Raw genomic sequence first — 21,957 nt, 5'->3', positions numbered from 1 at the left:
CCCCCAAAGGTCGGCGTTGAGGCCTGGGCTCCGAGACGCCAACATCCGCCTCTTTCCCTGAACCCAAGCACACCCTGAAGAGCACCCATGAAAGTCGCCAGCCTTGCCTTGAGCCTCAGCCTGCTGTCCCTGCCGGCCCTTGCCGGTGAAGTCCCGGATGCCACGGTGGCCAAGATACTCGGCCTGCCGGCCGTGAAGCACACCGTGCGGCCCATCTCCGCCTATGGGATCAAGGCGACGGACGTGATCTACCAGGACACCCAGGGGACGACCGTACTGACCTTGCGCCTGGCGTCCGCCGATCAGTTCGCCATGTGGAAGTCCGTGACCGGCATCAAGATCCGCCCGTTTCCCGCCCTCGGCGGCGATGCCTTCCAGTACGAGGACATCCGGACCGTCTGCGCCAAGTCCGGCGGCAGCGCCGTGTGCGTGACCCCCGACATCCTGAACAAGGCCAAGCCCGCCAGTGATGCGCAGCTGGCCGAGCTCGTCAAGGCGGCCTTCTAAGCCCCGTACCGCTGCCGCGGGCCGGCAGTGGGCGCGCCGCACGCCTGAACGCAGGCGGACTCGGGCACCAGGCTGCCAGACCGGCCAAAGGCTGCGGAGACGCGGCAGCCCATGACCGCTTGGCTCACGCAAGACCTGACCCCCTTGCGCGCCTTGCCCCCGCGGACGGCCACTCACCTCCCGCAAGCCCGATCCAGTGGACGTTGACGCGTGCACTCGGCGCAGCCGGAGACCGCCCCGCACGACGCCCGATGACCGGGCTCCGCGAGTCCTACGGGCGCGCCCTCCTGAGGGGGCGGCCGCAGGCCGTAGGGGGGGTCAACCCAGAATCCAGCGGCTGACGTGGAAGGTGATGTAGGACGCCAGATACGCCAGCCCGAACAGATAGCCCACCATGATCAGCGGGATCTTCATGCCGCCGGTCTCCCGCCGCACGGCGGCCAGCGTGGCCACGCACTGCGGGGCGAAGACGAACCAGGCCAGCAGTGAGAAGGCGGTGGGCAGCCCCCAGCTCTGGGCGATCAACGGGGCCAGGGCCTGCGCGGTGTCCTCGCCGGTGGCGGCCAGGGCGTAGACGGTGCCCAGGGCGCTGATGGCGATCTCGCGGGCGGCCAGGCCAGGCACCAGGGCCAGGCTGATCTGCCAGTTGAAGCCGATGGGCTCGAAGATCACCGCCAGGCCACGGCCCAGCATGCCGGCAAAGCTGTACTGGATGGCCGGACCCGTGGCGCCTTCCGGCGGGCCGGGGAAGCTGGCCAGCAGCCACAGCAGCAGGGTCAGGACCAGGATGATGCCGCCCACGCGGCGCAGGAAGATCACCGCCCGCTGCCACAGGCCGATGGCAATGTTGCGCGGATGCGGCCAGTGGTAGCTGGGCAGCTCCATCATCAGCGGCCGGGTCTGCTGGCCGCTGGTGAAGCGCTTGAGCACCCAGGCCACGGCCATGGCGCCCGCGATGCCGGCCAGATACAGCGCGAAGAGCACCAGGCCCTGCAGCTGGATGCCACCCCACAGCTGGCGCTGCGGCACGAAGGCGCCGATCAGCAGGGCGTAGACCGGCAGGCGCGCCGAGCAGGTCATCATCGGGGCGATCAGGATGGTCACCAGGCGGTCGCGCGGATTGGCGATGGAGCGCGTGGCCATGATGCCCGGGATCGCGCAGGCGAAGCTGGACAGCAGCGGGATGAAGCTGCGCCCCGACAGGCCCACGCTGCCCATGATGCGGTCCAGCAGGAAGGCGGCCCGCGGCAGGTAGCCGGACTCCTCCAGCACCAGGATGAAGAAGAACAGGATCAGGATCTGGGGCAGGAAGACCAGCACGCCGCCCACGCCGGCGATCAGGCCGTCGACCACGAGGCTGCGCAGCCAGCCCTCGGGCATCAGCGAACCCACCTCGGTGCCCAGCCAGGCGATGGCGGCCTCGATCAGGTCCTTGGGCGGTTCGGCCCAGCTGAACACGGCCTGGAAGAGGAAGAACAGCAGCACCGCCAGCAGCGCCGGGCCCAGGACCGGGTGCAGCACGAAGCGGTCCAGCTGGTCGCTGGGCAGTTCGGGCGTCTGCTGGTCCAGCCCCAGCTCATGCAGCAGGGCGTTGACGCGCGCCTGGTCCTGCGGGTCGGTGCTCGGCTCGCCCTGGGCCGGCACGGCCGGCCAGTCCTCGCGCTGGCCCAGCAGGGCGCGCAGCGCGTCCAGGCCTTCGCCCTTGGTGGCCACTGTCCGGACCACGGGCACGCCCAGGGCGCGGGACATCTTCTCGGTGTCGATGTGCAGGCCACGCTTGGCCGCCAGGTCCGCCATGTTGAGGGCGACGACGCAAGGCAGGCCCATGCGCTGCACGGCCAGCACCAGGCGCAGGTTGCGGCGCAGATTGGTGGCGTCCAGCACGCAGACGACGAGGTCCGGCCGTTTCTCGCCGATGGCGCGGCCGGCCAGCACGTCGCAGGTGACGCGTTCGTCCGGCGAGCGCGGATAGAGGCTGTAGGTGCCGGGCAGGTCCAGCAGGCGCAGGCTCTTGCCCTGGGGCGTCTGCACGCGGCCTTCCTTGCGCTCGACGGTCACGCCCGCGTAGTTGGCCACCTTCTGGCGGCTGCCGGTCAGGCGGTTGAAGAGGGCGGTCTTGCCACAGTTCGGATTGCCGACCAGGGCCAGCAGCGGGCCGGCCGGATGCAGATGGATGACGGCTTCGTTCATGGGAGCAACTGTTGCACTGCGTGCGATCCCGCAGCGCGGGAAGGAGCCCCTCGGGGCGGCCAGGCCTGGCTCATGCCAGCGCTTGCTGGCTCAGGACTGGCGCGTTCGTCAGTTCGGGGGCCTCGTGGGGCAGGGCGAGCTCGATGCAGTCGGCCTCGGCGCGGCGCAGGGCGAAGGTCGACTGGCCGATGCGCACGACGAGCGGGTCGGCACCCGGCAGGCCCTTCGCGATCACCGAGACATGCTCGCCGCTGACGAAGCCGATCTCCTCCAGCCATTGCGGCCATTCCGGCGCATGGGCCGGGGCGTGCAGGGACTTGACCCGGTGGGCCTGGCCGATGCCGGCCTGGGCCAGCGTGAAGGACGGGGCTGCAATCATGGTGTCTGCCGGGAGCGAGGCTCTGGAAGAGGATGATGGCATTCTAAATGAGAAAGAATCGCATTTAGTGATCAAGGCTTGAGCCAGCGCAAGACTGGCGCGTGAATTTTTGTAGAGGGCTGGCTCCAGACCGGGGGAGGGCGCCCCGGGAAGCGCTCCGGCGCTCCCGTGCCCCGGCGGTTCGACACCCGCCGCCGCAGGGCCCGTGGTCGTGACGGCAGCGGTAGCCAGGGCGGTGCGCAGGGCGGTTCCGCCGCGGCCGCGGGGGTGCCCCGGCGTGTGGCTCAAGCCCCAGAGGAAACGGGCGCGCAAACGTTTAGCGTTTTCCTCATTCGCCGATACACTCCCGCTTTCTAGAATGCGCTGGCGTTGCCGCAGTGGTGGCGCCGGGCGGGTTCGTCAGGCGATCTTCCGGGAGAGTCCCGTCGGATCTGCGGGTGGATCTGCCGGCGGGTCGTCCGCCACATCCCTTGTTCGTCCGTTGTCTGTTCTGTCGAGATGGAATTGCCCACCATGAAGACCTTGCACACTCTTGCCGCGACGGCCCTTGCCGCGCTGACCCTGGCCGCCACCACCGCGCAGGCCCAGCAGCCGGCCGTCATCTTTGACATGGGGGGCAAGTTCGACAAGAGCTTCAACGAGGCTGCCTACCGCGGCGTCGAGCGCTGGAAGGCCGAGACCGGCAAGAACTACCTCGAGTTCGAGATCAGCAACGACACCCAGCGCGCCCAGGCCATCCGCCGCATGGCCGAGCGCGGTGCCAGCCCCATCATCTCGGTGGGCTTTGCCCAGGCCTCGGCCCTGCAGCAGGTGGCCAAGGACTTCCCCAAGACCAAGTTCGTCATCATCGACGAGAAGGTCAACATGCCCAATGTGCAGGCCGTCGTCTTCAAGGAGCACGAGGGCAGCTTCCTGATCGGCGCGCTGGCCGCGCTGACCAGCAAGTCCGGCAAGGTGGGCTTCGTGGGCGGCATGGACATCCCCCTGATCCGCAAGTTCCAGTGCGGCTACGAGCAGGGCGCCAAGGCGGCCAATCCCAAGATCGACGTGCAGGCCAACATGACGGGCACCACGGCCACCGCCTGGAACGACCCGACCCGCGGCGGTGAGCTGGCCAAGGCGCAGTTCGCCAAGGGCGTGGACGTGGTCTTCGCGGCCGCCGGCGGTACCGGCGTGGGCGTCTATCAGGCCGCCAAGGACGCCGGCAAGCTGGCCATCGGCGTGGACAGCAACCAGAACCACCTGCAGCCCGGTACCATGCTCAGCTCCATGGTCAAGCGCGTGGACGTGGCCGTCTACAACGTGCTGAAGGAATGGCAGCCCGGCATCAAGATCCTGGGTCTGGCCGAGAACGGTGTCGAGTACGCCGTCGACCAGCACAATGCCAAGCTGATCAGCCCGCAAGTCAAGGCCAAGGTCGAGGCCTACAAGGCCGACATCATCGCCGGCAAGATCAAGGTCGCCGACTACATGGCGGACAACGCCTGCAAATACTGACGAGCCCCCGCGGCAAGACCTGACCCCGGTCGGGCCTGCCGTCCGGAAATCGCGGGGCGTCCGGTGTGGCGCCCTCCCAGCGCCCCATCCCCATCCACCCATGACAGCTCCGATGAGCACCGCCCAGCCGGCGGTCCGCCTCTGCGAGATCTCCAAGCGCTTCGGCGCCGTGCAGGCCAACCGCGGCGTGAGCATCAGCGTTGCCGCGGGCACGGTCCACGGCATCGTCGGCGAGAACGGCGCCGGCAAGTCCACGCTGATGGCCATCCTCTACGGCTACTACCAGGCTGATGAGGGGCACATCGAGATCCAGGGCCAGCGCGTCCAGATCCCCGATTCGCAGGTCGCCATCGCCCAGGGCATCGGCATGGTCCACCAGCACTTCATGCTGGTCGAGACCCTCAGCTGCCTGGACAACGTCATGCTGGGCGCCGAGGGCGGCTTCTTCCTCGGTGGCGCCAAGAAGGCGGCCCGCGCGAAGCTGGAAGCGCTGATGCGCGAGACCGGCCTGCAGGTGCGCCTGGACGCCCTCGTGGGCGACCTGCCCGTGGGCGAGTTGCAGCGCCTGGAGATCCTCAAGGCCCTGTACCGCGGCGCCCGCCTCCTGATCCTGGACGAGCCCACCGCGGTGCTGACGCCCCAGGAGACCGAGCAGCTTTTCGTGACCCTGCGCCAGCTCCGCGCCATGGGCACGACCATCCTGCTGATCACCCACAAGCTCAAGGAGGTGATGGCCCTGTGCGATGCCGTCACCGTGATGCGCGCCGGCCAGGTGGTCAAGACCGTGGCCATCGCCGAGACGAATCCCGAGGACCTGGCCGAGTCCATGGTGGGCCGCAAGGTCAGCCTAGGCCGCAAGGAAGGCGAGGGCGCCAGGGCCGGCGAGCTGCGCCTGCAGGCCCGCGGTCTCGCGCTGCGCAACGAGCAGGGCGTGCAGACGCTCAAGGGCGTGGACCTGGACCTGAAGGCGGGCGAGATCGTCGGCGTGGCCGGCGTGTCGGGCAATGGCCAGAGCGAGCTGCTGGCCCTGCTGTCGGGCATGCAGGCGCCCTCGGCCGGGCAGCTGACGGTGGCCGGCCAGACCTTCGAGCCTGGCGCCTGGATGACGCCCTCGCAGGCCCGCACGCTGCGCCTCGCGCACGTGCCCGAGGACCGGCACCTGTGCGGCATGGTGATGAGCTTCCCGGCCTGGGAAACCGCGGCCCTGGGCTACCACGAGCAGGCCCAGTACCGCGCCGGGCCCCTGGGCCTCTCGATGGACCAGGCCCACATGAAGACGCAGGCCGCGGAGTTCATGGAGCGTTTTGACGTGCGCCCCCGCGACCCGCTGCTGGGGTCGAGCAAGTTCTCCGGTGGCAATCAGCAGAAGCTGATCCTGGCCCGCGAGATCGCCCAGAAGCCCGCAGTGCTGCTGGTGGGGCAGCCCACGCGTGGCGTGGACATCGGCGCCATCGAGTTCATCCATGGCCAGCTGCGCCGGCTGCGTGACGAGGGTTGCGCGGTGCTGCTGGTCTCCAGCGAGCTGGACGAGATCCTGGCCCTGGCCGACCGCGTGGTGGTGATGAACGCCGGCCGCGTGACCGGCGAGCTGGCCATCGCCGACTGCAATGAAAAGACCCTGGGCCTGCTGATGACGGCCCAGCCCGAGGAGGCGCAGGCATGAGCGCGCAATCGTTGACCCTGCCGCGCTGGATGGACCTGGTGCTGCTGCCCCTGTGGAACCTCGTGGTCGCGCTGGGCGTGGCCGCCCTCGTGGTGCTGGCCATCCACCAGAGCCCGGTGCAGACCTTCTCCGTGCTGGTCGAGGGTGCCCTGGGCAGCGGCCGCGGCCTGGGCTACACGCTGTACTACACCACCACCTTCATCTTCACCGGCCTGGCCGTGGCCGTGGCCTTCCACGGCGGGCTCTTCAACATCGGCGGGGAAGGGCAGGCCACCTTCGGCGGCCTGGGCGTCGCGCTGCTGGCGCTGTGGCTCTCGCCCAAGCTGCCGGCCGTGGTGATGCTGCCCCTGCTGGTGCTGGCGGCGGCGCTGTTCGGTGCGGCCTGGGCGGCGGTGCCGGCCTATTTGCAGGCCTGGCGCGGCAGCCACATCGTGATCACGACCATCATGTTCAACTTCCTGGCGGCCAGCCTGAACGTGTACCTGCTGGTCAACTGGCTGCGCCCGGCGGGCTCCATGTCGCCCGAGAGCCAGGAGTTCGCCGAGAGCGCCCGCATGCCCGCCCTGCATGCCCTGGCCGAGAAGCTGGGCCTGGAGTGGCCGTCCTCGCCGCTGAACCTGAGCCTGCTGCTGGCCCTGCTGGCCTGCGTCTTCGTCTGGTGGTTCCTGTGGAAGAGCCGCGCCGGCTACCGCCTGCGCGCCGTGGGTTCGGCGCCCGAGGCCGCGCACTACGCCGGCATCCGCCCGCGCCTGCAGGTGCTGGTGGCCATGGGTGTCTCCGGCGCGCTGGCCGGGCTGATGGCGGTCAACGAGATCTCCGGCGTGCAGGGCAAGCTGACCCTGGACTTCGTGGCCGGTGCCGGCTTCACCGGCATCGCCGTGTCTCTGATGGGGCGCAACCACCCGGTGGGCATCGTGATGGCCTCGCTGCTGTTCGGCGTGCTGTACCAGGGCGGCGTCGAGGTGTCCTTCGAGGTGCCCGGCTTCTCCCGCGAGATGGTGGTGACGGTGCAGGGCCTGATCGTGCTCTTCGCTGGGGCGATGGCCATGGTGTCGGCGCCGATGTTCGCGAAGCTGTACGCCGCCTTCAAGCGCAAGGAGGTCAAGAATGGATGAGGTGCTGATCGGATCGGTGATCGCCTCCACCCTGCGTGTCACCACGCCGCTGCTGCTGGGCGCGCTGGCGGGCCTGCTGTCCGAGCGCTCCGGCGTGGTGGACCTGGGCCTGGAGGGCAAGATGCTGTCGGCTGCCTTTGCCGCGGCCGCGGTGGGCGCCCTGAGCGGTTCCACGACGCTGGCCATCGCCGCGGCGTTGCTGGTGGCCTGCGTCTGGTCCCTGGTGCACGGCTTCGCCTGTGTCAGCCACCGGGGTGACCAGGTGGTGTCGGGCGTGGCCATCAACATGGTCTCGGCCGGCCTGACCGTGGTGCTGGGCATCGCCTGGTTCGCGCAGGGCGGGCAGACACCGCCGGTCTCGCCCGAGGTGCGCCTGCACGGCCTGGTGCCAGGTCTTGCCGAGCCGGTGGAAGGGCAGTGGTTCGCCTCGGTCCTGGGCCATGGCCTGCTGAGCCACAACGGCCTGGTCTACACGGCCTTCGCGCTGGTCTTCGCCGTCTGGTATTTCCTCGAGCGCACCCGCCCGGGCCTGCGCCTGCGCGCGGTGGGCGAGAACCCTGCCATGGTGGAGGCCGCTGGCGTCTCGGTGAAGAGCCTGCGCTACGGCGCCCTGGTGCTCAACGGTCTGCTGTGCGGCCTGGCGGGCGCCTACCTGACCCTGGCCCAGAACGCCTCCTTCGCCCCCAACATGACCGCCGGCCGCGGCTACATCGCCCTGGCCGCGATGATCTTCGGCAAGTGGAAGCCCCTGCCCACCGCGGCAGCTTGCCTGCTGTTCGGTTTCCTCGATGCTGTCGCCATCCGCCTGCAGGGCGTGAAGCTGCCGGGCATCGGCGAGGTGCCGGTGCAGGCCATCCAGGCCTTGCCCTATCTGCTGACCGTCATCCTGCTGGCCGGCTTCATCGGCCAGGCCCTGGCGCCCAAGGCCCTGGGCCGGCCCTATGTCAAAGAACGCTGAGGGACCTGCCATGCCGCCCCTGAATGACGCGTTGCTGCAGCAGCTGCTGGCCGCCGCGGCCAGCGCCCGCAGCCATTCGCACGCGCCCTACTCGAGGTACGCGGTAGGCGCCGCGGTGCTCGACGAGCAGGGCCGCGTGCACGCCGGCTGCAACATCGAGAACGCTGCCTACCCGCAAGGCTGGTGCGCCGAGACCACCGCCCTGGGCGCCATGGTCATGGCCGGTGGCCGCCAGGCCCGCGCGGTGCTGGTGATGGGCCCCGGCCCCGAGGTCATCACGCCCTGCGGCGGCTGCCGACAGAAGCTGCGCGAATTCAACAGCGGCGATCTGCTCGTGATCGCCGCGGACCCGGCGGGCATTCAAGCCCACTGGACGCTGGAGCAGCTGCTGCCGGCGAGTTTCGGACCAGGCCACCTGCGCTTCTGAACGTCCGACCCAAGAGAACACGGAGAACGAACATGATCGACCGCAACACCCTCAATCCCAAGATCGACGCCAGCGTGGCCAGGCTGCAGGCGCAATTCGGTGCCGCGCCCGCCGTGGCCGTGGTGCTGGGCTCCGGCTGGGCCGGCGCCGTGGACCAGGTGCAGGGCGCCCAGCACCTGTCCTATGCCGAGCTGCCGGCCTTCCCGCAGCCCAAGGTCGAGGGGCATGTGAACGAGGTCGTCGTCGGCACCATGGGCGAGCAGCGCGTGGTCATGCTGCGCGGCCGCGCCCACACCTATGAGAGCGACGACTGCACCGGCATGGCCGGCGCGCTGCGCAGCCTCAAGGCCTGGGGCGTCAAGGTGCTGGTGCAGACCAATGCCTCGGGCTCGCTGCGCCCTCACATGCAGCCGGGCAGCCTGATGCTGATCTCGGACCACATCAACGCCCCGCAGCGCTCGCCCATCGTCGGCGAGCCCGGCAGCGAGCGCTTCGTGGACATGAGTGCTGCCTATGACGCCGAGCTGCGCCAGCACGCCAAGGCCGTGGCCAAGGCCGAGAACCTCATCGTGGGCGAAGGCGTCTACTGCTGGGCCCTGGGCCCGCAGTTCGAGACCCCGGCCGAGATCCGCATGTTCGCCGCCTGGGGCGCCGACGCCGTGGGCATGAGCACCGTGCCCGAGACCATCCTGGCCCGCCACGCCGGCCTGCGCGTCATGGGCCTGGCCCTGATGACCAATATGGCCGCCGGCCTGTCCGACGAGGCCCTGACCCACGCCCTGACCCTGCAGCAGGCCCAGGCCTCCGGCGCGCGCGCCGCAGCCTACCTGGCCCAGGTCATCGCCGGCATGGCCGACCTTGACTCGCTCAAGGGCTGAGCCACACAAAGGGCGGCCTGGCGTCGCCCAGGGAGAACCGCATGACAACAAACACTGACCGCCTGGACCTGCTCCAGGCCGCACGCCTGGCCCTGCAGTGCCTGGATCTGACCAGCCTCAACGACGCCGACACCGCCGCTGACGTCACCGCGCTGTGCGAGCGCGCGCAGACCGCCTTCGGCCCCGTGGCCGCGGTGTGCGTGTGGCCGCGCTTCGTGTCGCAGGCGCGCTCGATGCTGCCGCCCGAGATCAAGGTCGCCGCCGTGGCCGACTTCCCCGAAGGCGCGCTGGATGTGGCCCGCGCCATTGCCGACATCGAGACCATCGCGCAAGCCGGTGGCGACGAGGTCGACGTGGTGCTGCCCTGGCGGGCCCTGCAGGCCGGCCAGCGCAGCGAGGTCGAGGAGTTCCTGGCCGAAGTGCGCCATGCCAGCCGGCCGCTGACACTCAAGGTCATCATCGAGTCCGGCGAGCTGGCCGAGCCCGAGCTGATTGCCGAGGCCACGCGCCTCTCGCTCGCCGCGGGGGCCGACTTCGTCAAGACCAGCACGGGCAAGACGCCCGTCTCCGCCACGCCCGAAGCCGCCCGCGTGATGCTGCGCGAGATCGCCGCCTCGGGCATGGCCTCGGCCGGGTTCAAGGCCTCGGGCGGCATCCGCTCCGTGGCCGATGCCCAGGGCTATCTGCAACTGGCCGCCGACGTGCTGGGTGCTGAGTCCCTGCAGGCGCGCCGCTTCCGCTTCGGCGCCAGCGGTCTGCTGAAGGACATCGAGTCCGTGCTGTCCGGCCAGGCCTCGCAGGCCGTCACCTCCGTCTACTGAAGCCATGCTCGCCCAAGAAATCATCCGCGCCAAGCGCGACGGCCAGGCCCTCTCCGAGGCCCAGATCCAGTCCTTCGTGAAGGGCCTCACCGATGGCAGCTGGAGCGAGGGCCAGGTGGCCGCGCTGGGCATGGCCGTGTTCCTGCGCGGCATGGGCCGCGAGGAGGCCGTGCACCTGACCCGCGCCATGATGCATTCCGGCCGCGTGATGCAGTGGCCCGACATGCCGGGCCCCGTGCTGGACAAGCACTCCAGCGGCGGTGTGGGTGACAAGGTCAGCCTCATGCTCGCCCCCATGGTCGCGGCCTGCGGCGGCTATGTGCCCATGATCGCCGGCCGCGGCCTGGGCCACACCGGCGGCACGGTGGACAAGCTGGAGGCCATCCCCGGCTACACGACCACGCCGGACCCGGCCCGCTTCGACCGCATCGTGCGCGAGCTGGGCTGTGCCATCATCGGCCAGACGGGCGACCTGGCCCCCGCCGACAAGCGCTTCTACGCCACGCGGGACGTCACCGCGACCGTGGAGAGCGTGCCCCTGATCACCGCCTCCATCCTGTCCAAGAAGCTGGCGGCGGGCCTGCAGGGCCTGTCCATGGACATCAAGTGCGGCAACGGCGCCTTCGCCAGCACGCCCGAATTTGCCCGTGAGCTGGCCGAGAGCATCGTGGCCGTGGCCGGCGGCGCCGGCCTCAAGACCCGCGCCCTGATCACCGACATGAACGAGGTCCTGGGTGACGAGGTGGGCAATGCGCTGGAGATCGCCGAGACCATCGCCTACCTGAAGGGCGATCGCCGTGAGTCGCGCCTGCATGAGGTGACCCTGGCGCTGGCGGCCGAGATGCTGGTGCTGGGCGGCATCGCCGCTGACACCGCGGATGGCCGCCGCCGCCTGCAGCAGGCCCTGGACAGCGGCGCCGCCGCCGAGAAGTTCGCGCAGATGGTCGTGGCCCTGGGCGGCCCGGCCGACCTGATGGAGCGCCCGCAGGCCTACCTGCCGGCCGCTCCCGTGATCCAGGCCATTGCGGCACCGCGGGCCGGCGTCATCTCGGCGATGAAGACCCGTGACATCGGCCTGCTGATCGTCGAGATGGGCGGCGGCCGCCGCGTGGCCAGCGATGCCATCGACTTCCGCGTGGGCCTCTCCGCGGTCCGCCACGTGGGCGATGCGGTGGCCGCGGGCGAGCCCCTGGCCCTCGTGCATGCGGCCGACCAGGCCCAGGCCGATCGCGTGATCGCGGCCTACCAGGCGGCGGTGAGCCTGGCCGATCCGGGCACCGCGATCACGGCCGCTCCCATCGTGATGGACGTCATCGGCTGAGCAGGCTGCGGCGAACGGGCAGGGCGCCGGTAAAATCCCGGCCCTTCGCCCGGAATTTCCCATGACCACGCCGCCTGACCTCACGCCTCCCGACACCCAAGACGCCACGCCCGCCGACGGCGAGGCGCCGCGCCGCGCCATCAAGAGCTTCGTCGTGCGCGCCGGCCGCATGGGCACGGGCCAGATCAAGGCCCTGGCCGAGCTGGGCCCGCGCTATGTGCTGCCCTTCCAGGCCGCCACGCCGCTGAACTACGAGGCCGTCTTTGGCCGCAAGGCGCCGGTGGTGCTGGAGATCGGCTTCGGCATGGGCGGCGCCACCGCACAGATCGCCCAGACTCTGGCCGACCACGACTTCATCGGCTGCGAGGTGCACGAGCCCGGCGTGGGCGCGCTGCTGAAGCTGATCGGCGAGCAGGACATCCCCAACATCCGCATCTTCCAGCACGACGCCGTCGAGGTGCTGGAGCAGATGGTGCCCAAGTCCAGCCTGGCCGGCATCCACATCTTCTTCCCCGACCCCTGGCACAAGAAGCGCCACAACAAGCGCCGCCTGATCCAGACGCCTTTCGTGGCCAAGCTCATCGAGCATCTCGCCCCTGGTGGCTACCTGCACTGCGCCACCGACTGGCAGCCCTATGCCGAGCAGATGCTGGAGGTGCTCAGCGCCGAGCCGCAGCTGCAGAACACGGCCCAGGGCTATGCCGAGAAGCCGGCCTACCGCCCCCTCACCAAGTTCGAGAACCGCGGCCTGAAGCTGGGCCACGGGGTCTGGGACCTGGTCTTCAGGAAACGCTGAAGCGCGCACGCGCCCCGGCTGATAGAGTCCCCGCTCATGTCTGACGCACTCCAACTGGCCGGCAAGCAGGTGCTGCTGGCGCTATCCGGCGGCGTAGCCTGCTACAAGGTCGCCGAGCTGACCCGCCTGCTCGTGAAGGCCGGCGCCACCGTGCAGGTGATGATGAGCGAGGCCGCCGAGGCCTTCATCACGCCCGTCACGATGCAGGCGCTCTCGAACCGGCCGGTTTACACCAGCCAGTGGGACGCCCGCGAGCCCAACAACATGGCGCACATCAACCTCAGCCGCGAGGCCGATGTGATGCTCATCGCCCCCGCCAGCGCCGACATGATCGCCCGCCTGGTCCAGGGCCGCGCCGACGAGCTGGTCTCCCTGACCGCCCTGGCGCGCCCGCGCGAGCGCTGCGGCCTGCTCGTCGCCCCGGCCATGAACCGCGAGATGTGGACCCATCCGGCCACCCAGCGCAACATCGCCCAGCTGCAGGCGGACGGCGCCCAGGTACTGGGCCCCGGCCATGGCGACCAGGCCTGCGGCGAGGTCGGTGACGGCCGCATGCTGGAGCCCCAGCAGCTGCTGGACGCCGTGATCGCGCACTTCCAGCCCAAGCTGTTGCAGGGCCGCCGCCTGCTGATCACCGCGGGCCCGACCTTCGAGGCCATCGACCCGGTGCGCGGCATCACCAATCTCTCCAGCGGCAAGATGGGCTTTGCCATCGCGCGCGCCGCCGCCGAGGCCGGCGCCGAGGTCACGCTGATCGCCGGCCCCGTGCACCTGCCCACGCCGGTGGGCGTGCGCCGCATCGACGTCACCAGCGCCCGGCAGATGCTGGAAGCCGTGCTGCCGCGCGCCCCGCAGCACGAGGTTTTCGTGGCCACGGCCGCCGTGGCCGACTGGCGTCCCGCCCAGCTCAACGAGCACAAGATCAAGAAGGACGGCAAGAAGAGCGCCCCGACCTTCGAGCTCACCGAGAACGCCGACATCCTGGCCACCGTGGCCGCGCTGCCCGATGCGCCCTACTGCGTGGGCTTCGCCGCCGAGAGCCAGGACCTCGTCAAGCATGCCCGCGAGAAGCTGCTGCGCAAGAAGCTGCCCCTGGTGGTGGGCAACCTCGGCCCGGCCACCTTCGGCAAGGACGACAACAGCCTCGTGCTGGTCGAGGCCGATCGCGAGACCGAACTGCCCCGCGCCGACAAGCTCACGCTCGCCCGCCAGCTGGTGGCCGAGATCGCCCGGCGCGTCGGTTGAATGCCGACTTCATCCGGTCAGGTAGCAAGACCTGACCCCACAGTTTCCCGAGCCCCTCCCATGAGCACCATCGACCTCAAGATCCTCGACGCCCGCATGGCCGAGCAGCTGCCCGCCTACGCCACGCCCGGCTCCGCCGGCCTGGACCTGCGCGCCTGCCTGGACGCCGCCGTGACCCTGGAGCCCGGCCAGACCCATCTGGTGCCCACCGGCCTGGCCATCCACATCGCCGACCCCGGCCTGGCCGCGGTGATCCTGCCGCGCTCGGGCCTGGGCCACAAGCATGGCGTGGTGCTGGGCAACCTCGTGGGCCTGATCGACTCCGACTACCAGGGCCAGCTGATGGTCAGCGTCTGGAACCGCAGCCAGACGGCTTTCGTGATCCAGCCCATGGAGCGCATCGCCCAGCTGGTGATCGTGCCGGTGGTGCAGGCGCAGTTCCGGGTGGTGGACGAATTCGGCGCGAGTGATCGCGGCGAGGGTGGGTTTGGGTCGACGGGGAAGCATTGAGGTGGCTGGCTTGACTGTGGCCGGTGGCGGCAGAGTTGATCCTCAGTGATCCCCGGCGGCGACTGCTTGCGGCCAGGAGCGGAAGGCCGCGAGTGACCGCTTTCGGATGGGATCCAAGCCCCACTGTCCGAAGCCACGCTATGGCGTTCGTCCACGACCCTCAGCCATATGAAGAGTGACCATGTTTGTCATCGAAGCGAGCAACAGTCGAGGCTGGCAGTGGATTTCGGCGATATGCCGAGATCAGCAGCGCGCGATTGAATTCCTGGCGGCTGTCCCGCCAGAGCTTCAACCAGCGCAACACATGATTGAGGTCCCGGCTTCGGACTACCCCCTCTTCATCGTGGAAGACGACGGCTTCGAGTACGGGAGCGCGGAGCTGGTTCGGAGACGGTTGTCTCAGTTGAGGCCTTGTGGCGATGAAGATGCCGTTCTGCTGAATGTCTACATCGTGCGCGAAGATTTCTTGCCTGATCACCCTGGAAGGGACTGCATGGGACATCTTTACCACTGGCACATTACGGACGATGCGCTACGCCCTCCGCGGATCGGCCGGCTGCTGGAAGAGCTTGATGGTGCTAGTCGGCAGCAGCCGAGCGCTTGACTCCGGGTGGTGGCCAAGCCTCGGTCTTCCTGAGGCTGTTGTCGGCCAGTAGCGGTCGGCCGCGGACGGCTGCTTTCGGGCAGGCTCGGCACGCATGCCCCTGCAGGATGAGATGAAAAAACTCCTTTGGATACCGAGCGCCGGTGTCGACCAGGCTGCGCTTGAGCGCCTATGTGGGCACTTCCACAAGCCGTCAGAGCCAATGGGCGAAGCTTGGTTCATGGGCGATGAGCGCCAGATGTTTCCCGAACTTCTGGGCGATCTTGATGCGGTTTCGGCCTACGACCTTCAGAAGCCGCTCATCGAAATTGCGAGCGGAACCAGTTCGTTCGGGCCCATGAGGGAATGGCACATCTGGTACCACTACCTGCTCGGGCGGCTTGTCCCGCGCAGCCATGAAGCACACGTTTCCTACCTGCTGGAATCCCTGCTCACCGGGTTCATGGCGATCTATCCCAACGGCGTGTACCACGAGCCGTACAGCGGCTTTCGGGAGGATGTGCTGCTGACACTGGGTCGATCCATCATGGACAGTGAATGCTGGAATGGCTCTGACATCGCCATTGGCAACGTGTTACGCCGGTCGAACAACAATCCGAGACAGGTTTGGATCTGGTGGGATGCCAGCGGCGACCTCTCGGCCTCGCTGTTCTTCTGCCTGAAGTACTTGCCGGAGTCCGCGATCGAGGCGTGGCTGCGGTCAGTCCTTGACATCCAGTCGCCGCATTGGCGAGCCCAAGTTCTGGTCTGGCTTCTCGGAGCGCACGAAATCTTGAATGGCACCGTGCGATGGCCCTCAGAGTTCTCGATGGAAGCTCGCCCCTACATTGGCTGGGAGTGGTCGCATTGCCTGAGGCCCGAACTTGCAGGCACTGACGACAGTGGCTCGCCGCCCACTGAGGCCTTCATTGCTGCAGAGAATCGAGCGGCGGCACTTGGGATGCTGCGAGCCTACTTCACCGAGGATCGATTCCTGGAATGGATGGACGGCATCTCATCTGTTTACTACCTTGAGGCAGAGCTACAGGAACTCCCGTCGGCGTTCGAGTCGATCTACGTGCGTGGAATGACCTGACCGGCCCTATCGGCCTGACGTACTCCTGCACGCTTCCGCCAAAGCCGCATTGACTTGCGGATGTTGCTGGATATTCGTATGATGTGCATAATGCGAAAGTCAAATTTGAATGCCAGAGCCGCGGCCAAGGACGCCACTCACGAGCGCATCGTGTCCGTGGCCGCCCGAGCTATCCGGCGCAGTGGCTACGACGGCACCGGCGTCGCCGACATCATGAAGGAGGCCGGCCTGACGCATGGTGCCTTCTATTCGCACTTCGCCTCACGCGAGGCCATGTTGGCCGAGGCGGCAAGCAAGGCCTGCGCTGAGTCCGCATCAGCCGTGGCTGACGTCGTCGCCAACGAAGCTCCCGGCGCCGCCCTGGCCGCCATGTTGAGCGCTTACCTCTCTAAAGCTCATGTCGAGAATGTCGAGCAGGGGTGCCCTCTGGCAGCGCTGGGTTCCGAGACCACGCGACAGGCGCCCGAAGTGCGTCGCGTGGCGACCCGCCACATCAAGGAAATGATTGATCTTGTCGCCCGTCAGTCGCCCGACTGGGGGCAGTCCAGCGCCCACGAACGGGCGCTCGTGACGCTGTCCACGATGGTCGGCACCCTGCTCTTGGCGCGTGCCGTTGACGACCCTGCGTTGTCAGACAGCCTGCGCGACGCGGCGCTCAAGCATCTGCTGCCCCCCGCTCGCTGAAGCCATTGACGAACAGGGGCGTTTCGTTCGTGAAAATACATGATGATCATCATGCGAGATAGATTTGAAGCCCTTGCCTGACACCTGGCTTCCGAACCTGCAGCCCAGACGGAGATATTCATGAACATGAAGCATTGCAAGATTGCCCTCGTGACCGGCGCCTCGTCGGGCATCGGCCAAGCCACCGCGGAGCGGCTTGCCAAGGCGGGCTACAAGGTCTACGGCACCAGCCGGCGAGGCGCCGAGGCAAGCGGAGGGGCTTTCGAGATGCTGCCGCTTGATGTGACCAGTGATGCGTCGGTTGATGCGGCTGTCGGACGGCTGATGCAGTCGGAAGGCCGAATCGACCTGCTGGTCAACAACGCAGGCTTCGGGGTCGCCCCTGCCGGCGCCGAGGAAAGCTCGATGGAGCAGGCTCGGGCCATCTTCGACACCAACTTCTTCGGGCTCATCCGGATGACGCGCGCGGTGTTGCCGCACATGCGCCAGCAGGGCTCGGGCCGCATCATCAACATCGGTTCGGTGCTGGGCTTCCTTCCCATGCCCTACGGGGCCCTGTATGCCGCGACCAAGCATGCTGTCGAAGGCTATTCCGAATCGCTGGACCATGAGCTGCGCACACGAGGTATCCGGGTCTCGGTCATCGAGCCCGCATACACGAAGACGCCGTTCGATGCGAACCTCCTGGAGCCCGACGCCAAGCTGGAGGAGTACCGTGAGATTCGCACCGCAGTGAACCAGCGCGTGAAGGAGGTGATGGCCACGGCAGACTTGCCCGACGTCGTGGCCGAGGTGGTGCTGAAAGCTGCCAACGCCGCGCAGCCCAAGCTTCGCTACACCGCCGGCGGGCTTGCCGGCCGCCTGCGTCTGCTGCGTAGATATGCGCCGGCCGGTCTGGTGGATGCCGGCATTCGCAAGGACCTGCGGCTCGACGCGGCACAAGGGGTGAAGTGATCATGAAGGCATTTGTTGCTGATCGCTATGAAAAGAAGAGCGCCTTGCGCCTGGCGGACATGCCGGTGCCTGCGCTGCGCGACGACGAGGTCCTGATCGAGGTCCACGCCGCCGGTGTGAACCAGCTGGACTTCAAGCTCAGGGACGGCGAGTTCAAGCTCATCCTGCCGTACCGCCTGCCCCTCATCCTGGGCCACGATGTGGCGGGTGTCGTCGTCAAGGCGGGCCCGCAGGCACGCAAGTTCAAGTTGGGCGACGAGGTCTACGCGCGGCTCGATGACTTCCGGATCGGCAGCTTCGCCGAGTTTGTTCCCGTCAGAGAATCATCGCTGGCGCTCAAGCCCCGAGGCCTCACGATGGAAGAGGCTGCCTCCATTCCGCTGGTCGGTTTGACAGCCTGGCAGGCGCTCATCGAACGGGCCCAGCTCAAGAGCGGGCAGAAGGTCTTCATCCAGGCCGGCTCCGGCGGCGTGGGCACTTTCGCCATCCAGCTGGCAAAGCACCTGGGCGCGAGTGTCGCCACGACGACGAGCACGGCCAATGTGGCGCTCGTGAAGCGCCTTGGCGCCGATGTGGTCGTCGACTACAAGACCCAGGACTTTGGAGAGGTCCTGCGCGACTACGACGTAGTGCTCAATAGCCAAGATGGCAAGACGCTGGACAAGTCACTTCGGGTGCTCAAGCGCGGCGGCAAGCTGATTTCAATCTCCGGGCCGCCTGACCCCGCGTTCGGAGAGCGGATCGGCGCACCGGGGCTCGTGCGCCTGGTCATGCGCTTGCTGAGCGCTGGCGTCAGGCGAAAGGCACGCCGTCGCGGTCTGGGCTATGCCTTCCTTTTCATGCAGGCGAACGGTGCCCAGCTGCACGAGATTTCCCGTCTCATCGAGGACGGCGCGATCCGCCCCGTCATCGACCAGGTGTTCCCGTTCGCATCCACCAATGAGGCACTGAACTATGTCGAGTCCGGGCGCGCGAAGGGCAAAGTCGTCATCAAGGTCAAGTGAGGGCGAGCCCTGTCGGCCGGCCATGGAGGGCGGGCAGTGGAGAACGCAGGCTTCCTTGATGGCCGCAATGGCCCGGCAGCGCTAGCTGGTGCGACTGACCTGGCCGGTTCCGTTCACGACAGTCGTGTCGGCCTGACAGCGGCCGCCCAACTACTGATGATTCGCCCTTGGGGCATTCAAGAAGCTAGATTCCAACTGAGTACCGCTGGAAGTCGGGCGAGGTGAACAGGGGGCGGGCAGCCCCTTATGCATTGATCAGTGTTCAGGCGCCGCAAGGCCGGCGTTGGCGAGCTTCCGTTTACAGCCGGAAGCAGAGGGCGGCACTGCAGCGGGGGCGGTCCCTCGATTGGCTGAACGCGAGACCCGGAAGCAGTCGTTCAACGTTGAAGCTAACCGGCCAGCCGTGGCATGCCGTTGCGGGTCCGGTTGAGCGAATACGAAGGGACGTCCCACCTTCTGGCCCACGGCGTCGAGACGCCAAGATTGATGGTGCGAATCGTCAATCTGCAAGCCTGTGAAAGGGGAAGCCCATGAACGAGATTACCCGAGTTGGGGTCGATCTGGCCAAGCGCGTGATCCAGGTCCACGCCGTCAATGCCACCGGCCGCGTCGTCGCCGCCAAGGCCCTGCCTGCCGACAAGTTCGCCGCCTGGTGCGTGCAACTGCCCGCCGGCTGCCTGGTCGCCATGGAGGCCTGCGGCGGCGCCCACCACTGGGCGCGCAAGCTGCGCGGCTTCGGGCTGGACGCGCGCCTCGTCGCCGGCCACTTCGTCACCCCCTACCGCATGTCCGGCAAGGGCAGCAAGAACGACGCCAACGATGCCGCCGCGATCTGCGAGGCCGCTGGCCGACCGCACATGCGCTTCGTGCCCGTGAAGACGCCCGCGCAGCAAGCGCTGCTCGCCATCCACCGCCTGCGCGAGGGCTACAAGGAAGACCGCACCGCCTGCATCAACCGCATCCGCGGCCTGCTGACCGAGTTCGGCATCGTCTTCGCGCAAAGCCCCGAAGCGCTGCGCCTCGGGCTCGCCGACGTGCTTGAAGATGCCAGCAATGAGTTGCCCGGCATCGCGCGGCTGGCGCTGCAGGAGGCGCGGCTGCACTGGATCGAGCTGGAATGCCACATCGCCAGCTGCGACGAGCGCATCACTGCGCATGTGCGCTCGGACCAGCAAGCTAAGGCGGCGGCACAGCTCAGCGGAATCGGCCCGGTGACCGCCTCGGCGCTGGTCACCACCGTAGGCGACTTCAGGCAGTTCAAGAACGGCGCGCAGTTCGGCTCGTGGCTGGGCCTGGTGCCCCGGCAGAACTCCAGCGGCGGCAAGGTGGTGCTGGGGCGCATCACCAAACGCGGCGACGACTACCTGCGCACGCTGCTGATCCAGGGCGCCAAATCGGCCGTGATGACCGCGCACAAACGCACCGACAAGATCTCGCAGTGGCTGGTGCAGTTGCTCGCTCGCGTGGGCTGGCAAAAGGCCGTGGTGGCGCTGGCCAACAAGAATGCGCGCATCGTCTGGGCGCTGCTGGCCAAGGGGCGCGAGTTCGATCCGAACTACGTGTCGGTCAAGCCAGGTGCAGCGCTCGCAACACCTGGCACCGCCACGGTTTGAAACGCCCACCCTCAACTCACAAGTTCTTCCCGTAGACATGCGTTCGAAGATGCATCACACAGGTCAGACCGGCAGCAGGCAAGCTCGACTAACCCTGTGCCGCGCCCATGGTGGCGACGGCGGCGAGTGAATGGAGCCCTGCTGAGCGGTTGGTATCTGGGCCCGCACCGAAACCCGAGTGCAACAAGGCCGCCTGTAGATGTGCAGTCTGTTCTCTGTGACGCTGCATCGAACCCGAACTCAGGTCTTGAGGAAAACGGCAAAGGCGCCTACCGAAAGCAGCCAATACCGAACCGGTTGATTCAGCGGGAAGTCCCTGTAGACTGGTTAGGCCTCATTTTCTGTGCCGCCGGGCCTGTCAGGATTTTTGTGTGCGAGGCATAGCATGACGGCCAGGAGCATCTATGCCAAGCAAGAAGAAGCCGGCGGGAGCCGGCATGACGGCGCTGCCGTCGATCCCCAAGGAACTCATTGAGCAACTGAGCGGCGGCACCACGCCGATGACAGCCGAGCAGATCAATGCCGCGACCATGGCGCTGAAGAAGGCGTTGATCGAGCGCGCGCTGGGCGCGGAGCTGTCGCACCACCTGGGCTATCCGGCCGGCGCTGCCCGGCCCGAGGAAGCCGGCAACCAGCGCAATGGCAAGTCCGCCAAGACCGTGCTGACCGAGGACGGCCCGCTGCGCATCGAGGTGCCGCGCGACCGCGCCGGCTCCTTCGAACCGATCTTGATCCCCAAGCATGAGCGGCGCTTCACCGGCTTCGACGACAAGATCGTGGCCATGTACGCGCGTGGCATGACGGTGCGCGAGATCCAGGGTTTTCTGGCCGAGCAGTACGGCACCGAGGTGAGTCCGGAGTTCATCAGCTCCGTCACCGACGCCGTGATGGCCGAGGTCACGGCCTGGCAGAGCCGGCCGCTGGAGCCGATGTACCCGGTGGTGTTCTTCGACGCGCTGCGCGTGAAGATCCGCGAGGATGCGGTGGTGCGCAACAAGGCCATCTACCTGGCGCTGGGCGTGCTGCCCGACGGCACGCGCGACATCCTGGGCCTGTGGATCGAGAACACCGAGGGGGCCAAGTTCTGGATGAAGGTCTTCAACGATCTCAAGACCCGCGGCGTGGCGGACATCCTGATCGCCGTCACTGACGGGCTCAAGGGCATCCCCGAGGCGCTTGCGGCGGTGTTCCCGGCTACGACGCTGCAGACCTGCATCGTGCACCTGATCCGCAACAGCCTGGACTTCGCGAGCTGGAAGGATCGCAAGGCGCTGGCAGCGGCCTTGAAGCCCGTCTACACGGCCGCCAGCGCCGAAGTGGCACAGGCCGAACTCGATGCCTTCGAGACCGGGCCCTGGGGCCAGAAGTTCCCGACCGTGACAGCCACTTGGCGCCGGGCCTGGGACCGGGTCATTCCGTTCTTCGCCTTCAGCCCGGCGGTGCGGCGCGTGATCTACACGACCAACGCCATCGAAAGCATCCACAGCCGGCTGCGCAAGATCATCAAGACGCGAGGGCACTTCCCCAGCGATGACGCAGCGACCAAGCTGCTGTGGCTGGCGCTGCGCAACATCACAGCCGATTGGGGCCGCGCGGCCAAGGAATGGAAGGAGGCCATGAACCAGTTCGCCATTGCCTACGGCGAGCGCTTCACACGGCCTGCCGCGTAATATGCGGCGCGGGTCCGTCTGAATTGATGGGCCCTAGATGGAGCCT

Annotated in this window: 21 protein-coding genes; 19 read left to right on the top strand and 2 right to left on the bottom strand. The window is 67.8% G+C overall.

Annotation, left to right across the window (positions count from 1 at the left end; genetic code table 11):
* Positions 1 to 87 precede the first annotated feature (87 nt).
* Positions 88 to 507 carry a hypothetical protein gene (locus O9Y01_RS21570; RefSeq protein ID WP_269633715.1) on the top strand — a complete coding sequence of 140 codons (420 nt, stop codon included), beginning with the start codon at positions 88 to 90 and terminating at the stop codon, positions 505 to 507.
* Between the two features lie 318 nt (positions 508 to 825).
* Here the strand turns inward: O9Y01_RS21570 and feoB are convergent, their stop codons facing one another.
* Together feoB and O9Y01_RS21560 are read right to left on the bottom strand one after the other, a co-directional pair.
* Positions 826 to 2,697: a ferrous iron transporter B gene (feoB, locus tag O9Y01_RS21565; RefSeq protein ID WP_269633714.1), complete on the bottom strand. Its 1,872-nt coding sequence runs from the start codon at positions 2,695 to 2,697 to the stop codon at positions 826 to 828.
* Positions 2,698 to 2,767: 70 nt separating this feature from the next.
* On the bottom strand, positions 2,768 to 3,076 hold the full coding sequence (locus O9Y01_RS21560) for a FeoA family protein (protein WP_269633713.1): 309 nt from the start codon (positions 3,074 to 3,076) through the stop codon (positions 2,768 to 2,770).
* Between the two features lie 513 nt (positions 3,077 to 3,589).
* On the opposite strand from O9Y01_RS21560, the gene O9Y01_RS21555 reads away from it, so the two are divergent.
* The 18 genes from O9Y01_RS21555 to O9Y01_RS21470 all read left to right on the top strand — a co-directional run bounded on the left by O9Y01_RS21555 (position 3,590) and on the right by O9Y01_RS21470 (position 21,911).
* Positions 3,590 to 4,573, top strand: a complete 984-nt coding sequence (locus O9Y01_RS21555; RefSeq protein ID WP_269633712.1) for a BMP family lipoprotein — start codon at positions 3,590 to 3,592, stop codon at positions 4,571 to 4,573.
* Positions 4,574 to 4,685: 112 nt separating this feature from the next.
* Positions 4,686 to 6,236 (top strand): ABC transporter ATP-binding protein, encoded by a 1,551-nt coding sequence (locus O9Y01_RS21550; protein ID WP_269633711.1) that lies wholly within the window; start codon positions 4,686 to 4,688, stop codon positions 6,234 to 6,236.
* On the top strand, positions 6,233 to 7,351 hold the full coding sequence (locus O9Y01_RS21545) for an ABC transporter permease (RefSeq protein ID WP_269633710.1): 1,119 nt from the start codon (positions 6,233 to 6,235) through the stop codon (positions 7,349 to 7,351). Before O9Y01_RS21550 ends, O9Y01_RS21545 begins: the two co-directional genes overlap by 4 nt.
* Positions 7,344 to 8,309: an ABC transporter permease gene (locus O9Y01_RS21540; RefSeq protein WP_269633709.1), complete on the top strand. Its 966-nt coding sequence runs from the start codon at positions 7,344 to 7,346 to the stop codon at positions 8,307 to 8,309. The genes O9Y01_RS21545 and O9Y01_RS21540 overlap by 8 nt, the downstream gene beginning before the upstream one ends.
* A gap of 10 nt (positions 8,310 to 8,319) precedes the next feature.
* Positions 8,320 to 8,736: a cytidine deaminase gene (locus O9Y01_RS21535; protein ID WP_269633707.1), complete on the top strand. Its 417-nt coding sequence runs from the start codon at positions 8,320 to 8,322 to the stop codon at positions 8,734 to 8,736.
* Positions 8,737 to 8,768: 32 nt separating this feature from the next.
* Positions 8,769 to 9,614 (top strand): purine-nucleoside phosphorylase, encoded by an 846-nt coding sequence (locus tag O9Y01_RS21530; RefSeq protein WP_269633706.1) that lies wholly within the window; start codon positions 8,769 to 8,771, stop codon positions 9,612 to 9,614.
* Positions 9,615 to 9,655: 41 nt separating this feature from the next.
* A complete protein-coding gene (deoC, locus tag O9Y01_RS21525; RefSeq protein ID WP_269633705.1) occupies positions 9,656 to 10,435 on the top strand; it encodes a deoxyribose-phosphate aldolase in 780 nt (259 codons plus the stop codon).
* Positions 10,436 to 10,439: 4 nt separating this feature from the next.
* Positions 10,440 to 11,756, top strand: coding sequence for a thymidine phosphorylase (gene deoA / locus O9Y01_RS21520; RefSeq protein WP_269633704.1), 1,317 nt, complete (start codon positions 10,440 to 10,442; stop codon positions 11,754 to 11,756).
* Positions 11,757 to 11,817: 61 nt separating this feature from the next.
* Entirely contained in the window at positions 11,818 to 12,552 is a 735-nt protein-coding gene (gene trmB / locus O9Y01_RS21515; protein ID WP_269633703.1) for a tRNA (guanosine(46)-N7)-methyltransferase TrmB, read from the top strand.
* A gap of 36 nt (positions 12,553 to 12,588) precedes the next feature.
* Positions 12,589 to 13,797 carry a bifunctional phosphopantothenoylcysteine decarboxylase/phosphopantothenate--cysteine ligase CoaBC gene (gene coaBC / locus O9Y01_RS21510; RefSeq protein ID WP_269633702.1) on the top strand — a complete coding sequence of 403 codons (1,209 nt, stop codon included), beginning with the start codon at positions 12,589 to 12,591 and terminating at the stop codon, positions 13,795 to 13,797.
* 60 nt (positions 13,798 to 13,857) lie between these two features.
* Entirely contained in the window at positions 13,858 to 14,307 is a 450-nt protein-coding gene (dut, locus tag O9Y01_RS21505) for a dUTP diphosphatase (protein ID WP_269633701.1), read from the top strand.
* Positions 14,308 to 14,488: 181 nt separating this feature from the next.
* On the top strand, positions 14,489 to 14,911 hold the full coding sequence (locus O9Y01_RS21500) for a hypothetical protein (RefSeq protein ID WP_269633700.1): 423 nt from the start codon (positions 14,489 to 14,491) through the stop codon (positions 14,909 to 14,911).
* Positions 14,912 to 15,023: 112 nt separating this feature from the next.
* Positions 15,024 to 15,986, top strand: a complete 963-nt coding sequence (locus O9Y01_RS21495) for a hypothetical protein (RefSeq protein ID WP_269633699.1) — start codon at positions 15,024 to 15,026, stop codon at positions 15,984 to 15,986.
* 78 nt (positions 15,987 to 16,064) lie between these two features.
* On the top strand, positions 16,065 to 16,670 hold the full coding sequence (locus O9Y01_RS21490) for a TetR/AcrR family transcriptional regulator (RefSeq protein ID WP_269633753.1): 606 nt from the start codon (positions 16,065 to 16,067) through the stop codon (positions 16,668 to 16,670).
* A gap of 120 nt (positions 16,671 to 16,790) precedes the next feature.
* On the top strand, positions 16,791 to 17,624 hold the full coding sequence (locus tag O9Y01_RS21485; protein WP_269633698.1) for an oxidoreductase: 834 nt from the start codon (positions 16,791 to 16,793) through the stop codon (positions 17,622 to 17,624).
* A 2-nt stretch (positions 17,625 to 17,626) separates the two neighbouring features.
* Positions 17,627 to 18,628: an NADP-dependent oxidoreductase gene (locus tag O9Y01_RS21480; protein ID WP_269633697.1), complete on the top strand. Its 1,002-nt coding sequence runs from the start codon at positions 17,627 to 17,629 to the stop codon at positions 18,626 to 18,628.
* 530 nt (positions 18,629 to 19,158) lie between these two features.
* Positions 19,159 to 20,241: an IS110 family transposase gene (locus O9Y01_RS21475; RefSeq protein ID WP_269633692.1), complete on the top strand. Its 1,083-nt coding sequence runs from the start codon at positions 19,159 to 19,161 to the stop codon at positions 20,239 to 20,241.
* Between the two features lie 404 nt (positions 20,242 to 20,645).
* Positions 20,646 to 21,911 carry an IS256 family transposase gene (locus tag O9Y01_RS21470; RefSeq protein ID WP_269633696.1) on the top strand — a complete coding sequence of 422 codons (1,266 nt, stop codon included), beginning with the start codon at positions 20,646 to 20,648 and terminating at the stop codon, positions 21,909 to 21,911.
* Positions 21,912 to 21,957: the final 46 nt, after the last annotated feature.

The sequence above is a fragment of the Pelomonas sp. BJYL3 genome (genome assembly GCF_027257975.1).
GTDB classification, from domain to species: Bacteria; Pseudomonadota; Gammaproteobacteria; order Burkholderiales; family Burkholderiaceae_C; genus Roseateles_B; species Roseateles_B flavus.
This window is presented reverse-complemented; position numbering and strand designations above follow the sequence as displayed.

Bases quoted from the DNA above. Each gene is read 5' to 3' on its own strand.
- O9Y01_RS21540 (WP_269633709.1), top strand. From the start codon at position 7,344: ATGGATGAGGTGCTGATCGGATCGGTGATCGCCTCCACCCTGCGTGTC.
- O9Y01_RS21530 (WP_269633706.1), top strand. From the start codon at position 8,769: ATGATCGACCGCAACACCCTCAATCCCAAGATCGACGCCAGCGTGGCC.
- deoC (WP_269633705.1), top strand. From the start codon at position 9,656: ATGACAACAAACACTGACCGCCTGGACCTGCTCCAGGCCGCACGCCTG.
- O9Y01_RS21535 (WP_269633707.1), top strand. From the start codon at position 8,320: ATGCCGCCCCTGAATGACGCGTTGCTGCAGCAGCTGCTGGCCGCCGCG.
- O9Y01_RS21480 (WP_269633697.1), top strand. From the start codon at position 17,627: ATGAAGGCATTTGTTGCTGATCGCTATGAAAAGAAGAGCGCCTTGCGC.
- O9Y01_RS21470 (WP_269633696.1), top strand. From the start codon at position 20,646: ATGCCAAGCAAGAAGAAGCCGGCGGGAGCCGGCATGACGGCGCTGCCG.
- O9Y01_RS21485 (WP_269633698.1), top strand. From the start codon at position 16,791: ATGAACATGAAGCATTGCAAGATTGCCCTCGTGACCGGCGCCTCGTCG.
- O9Y01_RS21490 (WP_269633753.1), top strand. From the start codon at position 16,065: ATGATGTGCATAATGCGAAAGTCAAATTTGAATGCCAGAGCCGCGGCC.
- O9Y01_RS21550 (WP_269633711.1), top strand. From the start codon at position 4,686: ATGAGCACCGCCCAGCCGGCGGTCCGCCTCTGCGAGATCTCCAAGCGC.
- coaBC (WP_269633702.1), top strand. From the start codon at position 12,589: ATGTCTGACGCACTCCAACTGGCCGGCAAGCAGGTGCTGCTGGCGCTA.
- O9Y01_RS21500 (WP_269633700.1), top strand. From the start codon at position 14,489: ATGTTTGTCATCGAAGCGAGCAACAGTCGAGGCTGGCAGTGGATTTCG.
- O9Y01_RS21555 (WP_269633712.1), top strand. From the start codon at position 3,590: ATGAAGACCTTGCACACTCTTGCCGCGACGGCCCTTGCCGCGCTGACC.
- O9Y01_RS21560 (WP_269633713.1), bottom strand. From the start codon at position 3,076: ATGATTGCAGCCCCGTCCTTCACGCTGGCCCAGGCCGGCATCGGCCAG.
- dut (WP_269633701.1), top strand. From the start codon at position 13,858: ATGAGCACCATCGACCTCAAGATCCTCGACGCCCGCATGGCCGAGCAG.
- trmB (WP_269633703.1), top strand. From the start codon at position 11,818: ATGACCACGCCGCCTGACCTCACGCCTCCCGACACCCAAGACGCCACG.
- deoA (WP_269633704.1), top strand. From the start codon at position 10,440: ATGCTCGCCCAAGAAATCATCCGCGCCAAGCGCGACGGCCAGGCCCTC.
- O9Y01_RS21570 (WP_269633715.1), top strand. From the start codon at position 88: ATGAAAGTCGCCAGCCTTGCCTTGAGCCTCAGCCTGCTGTCCCTGCCG.
- O9Y01_RS21545 (WP_269633710.1), top strand. From the start codon at position 6,233: ATGAGCGCGCAATCGTTGACCCTGCCGCGCTGGATGGACCTGGTGCTG.
- feoB (WP_269633714.1), bottom strand. From the start codon at position 2,697: ATGAACGAAGCCGTCATCCATCTGCATCCGGCCGGCCCGCTGCTGGCC.
- O9Y01_RS21495 (WP_269633699.1), top strand. From the start codon at position 15,024: ATGAAAAAACTCCTTTGGATACCGAGCGCCGGTGTCGACCAGGCTGCG.
- O9Y01_RS21475 (WP_269633692.1), top strand. From the start codon at position 19,159: ATGAACGAGATTACCCGAGTTGGGGTCGATCTGGCCAAGCGCGTGATC.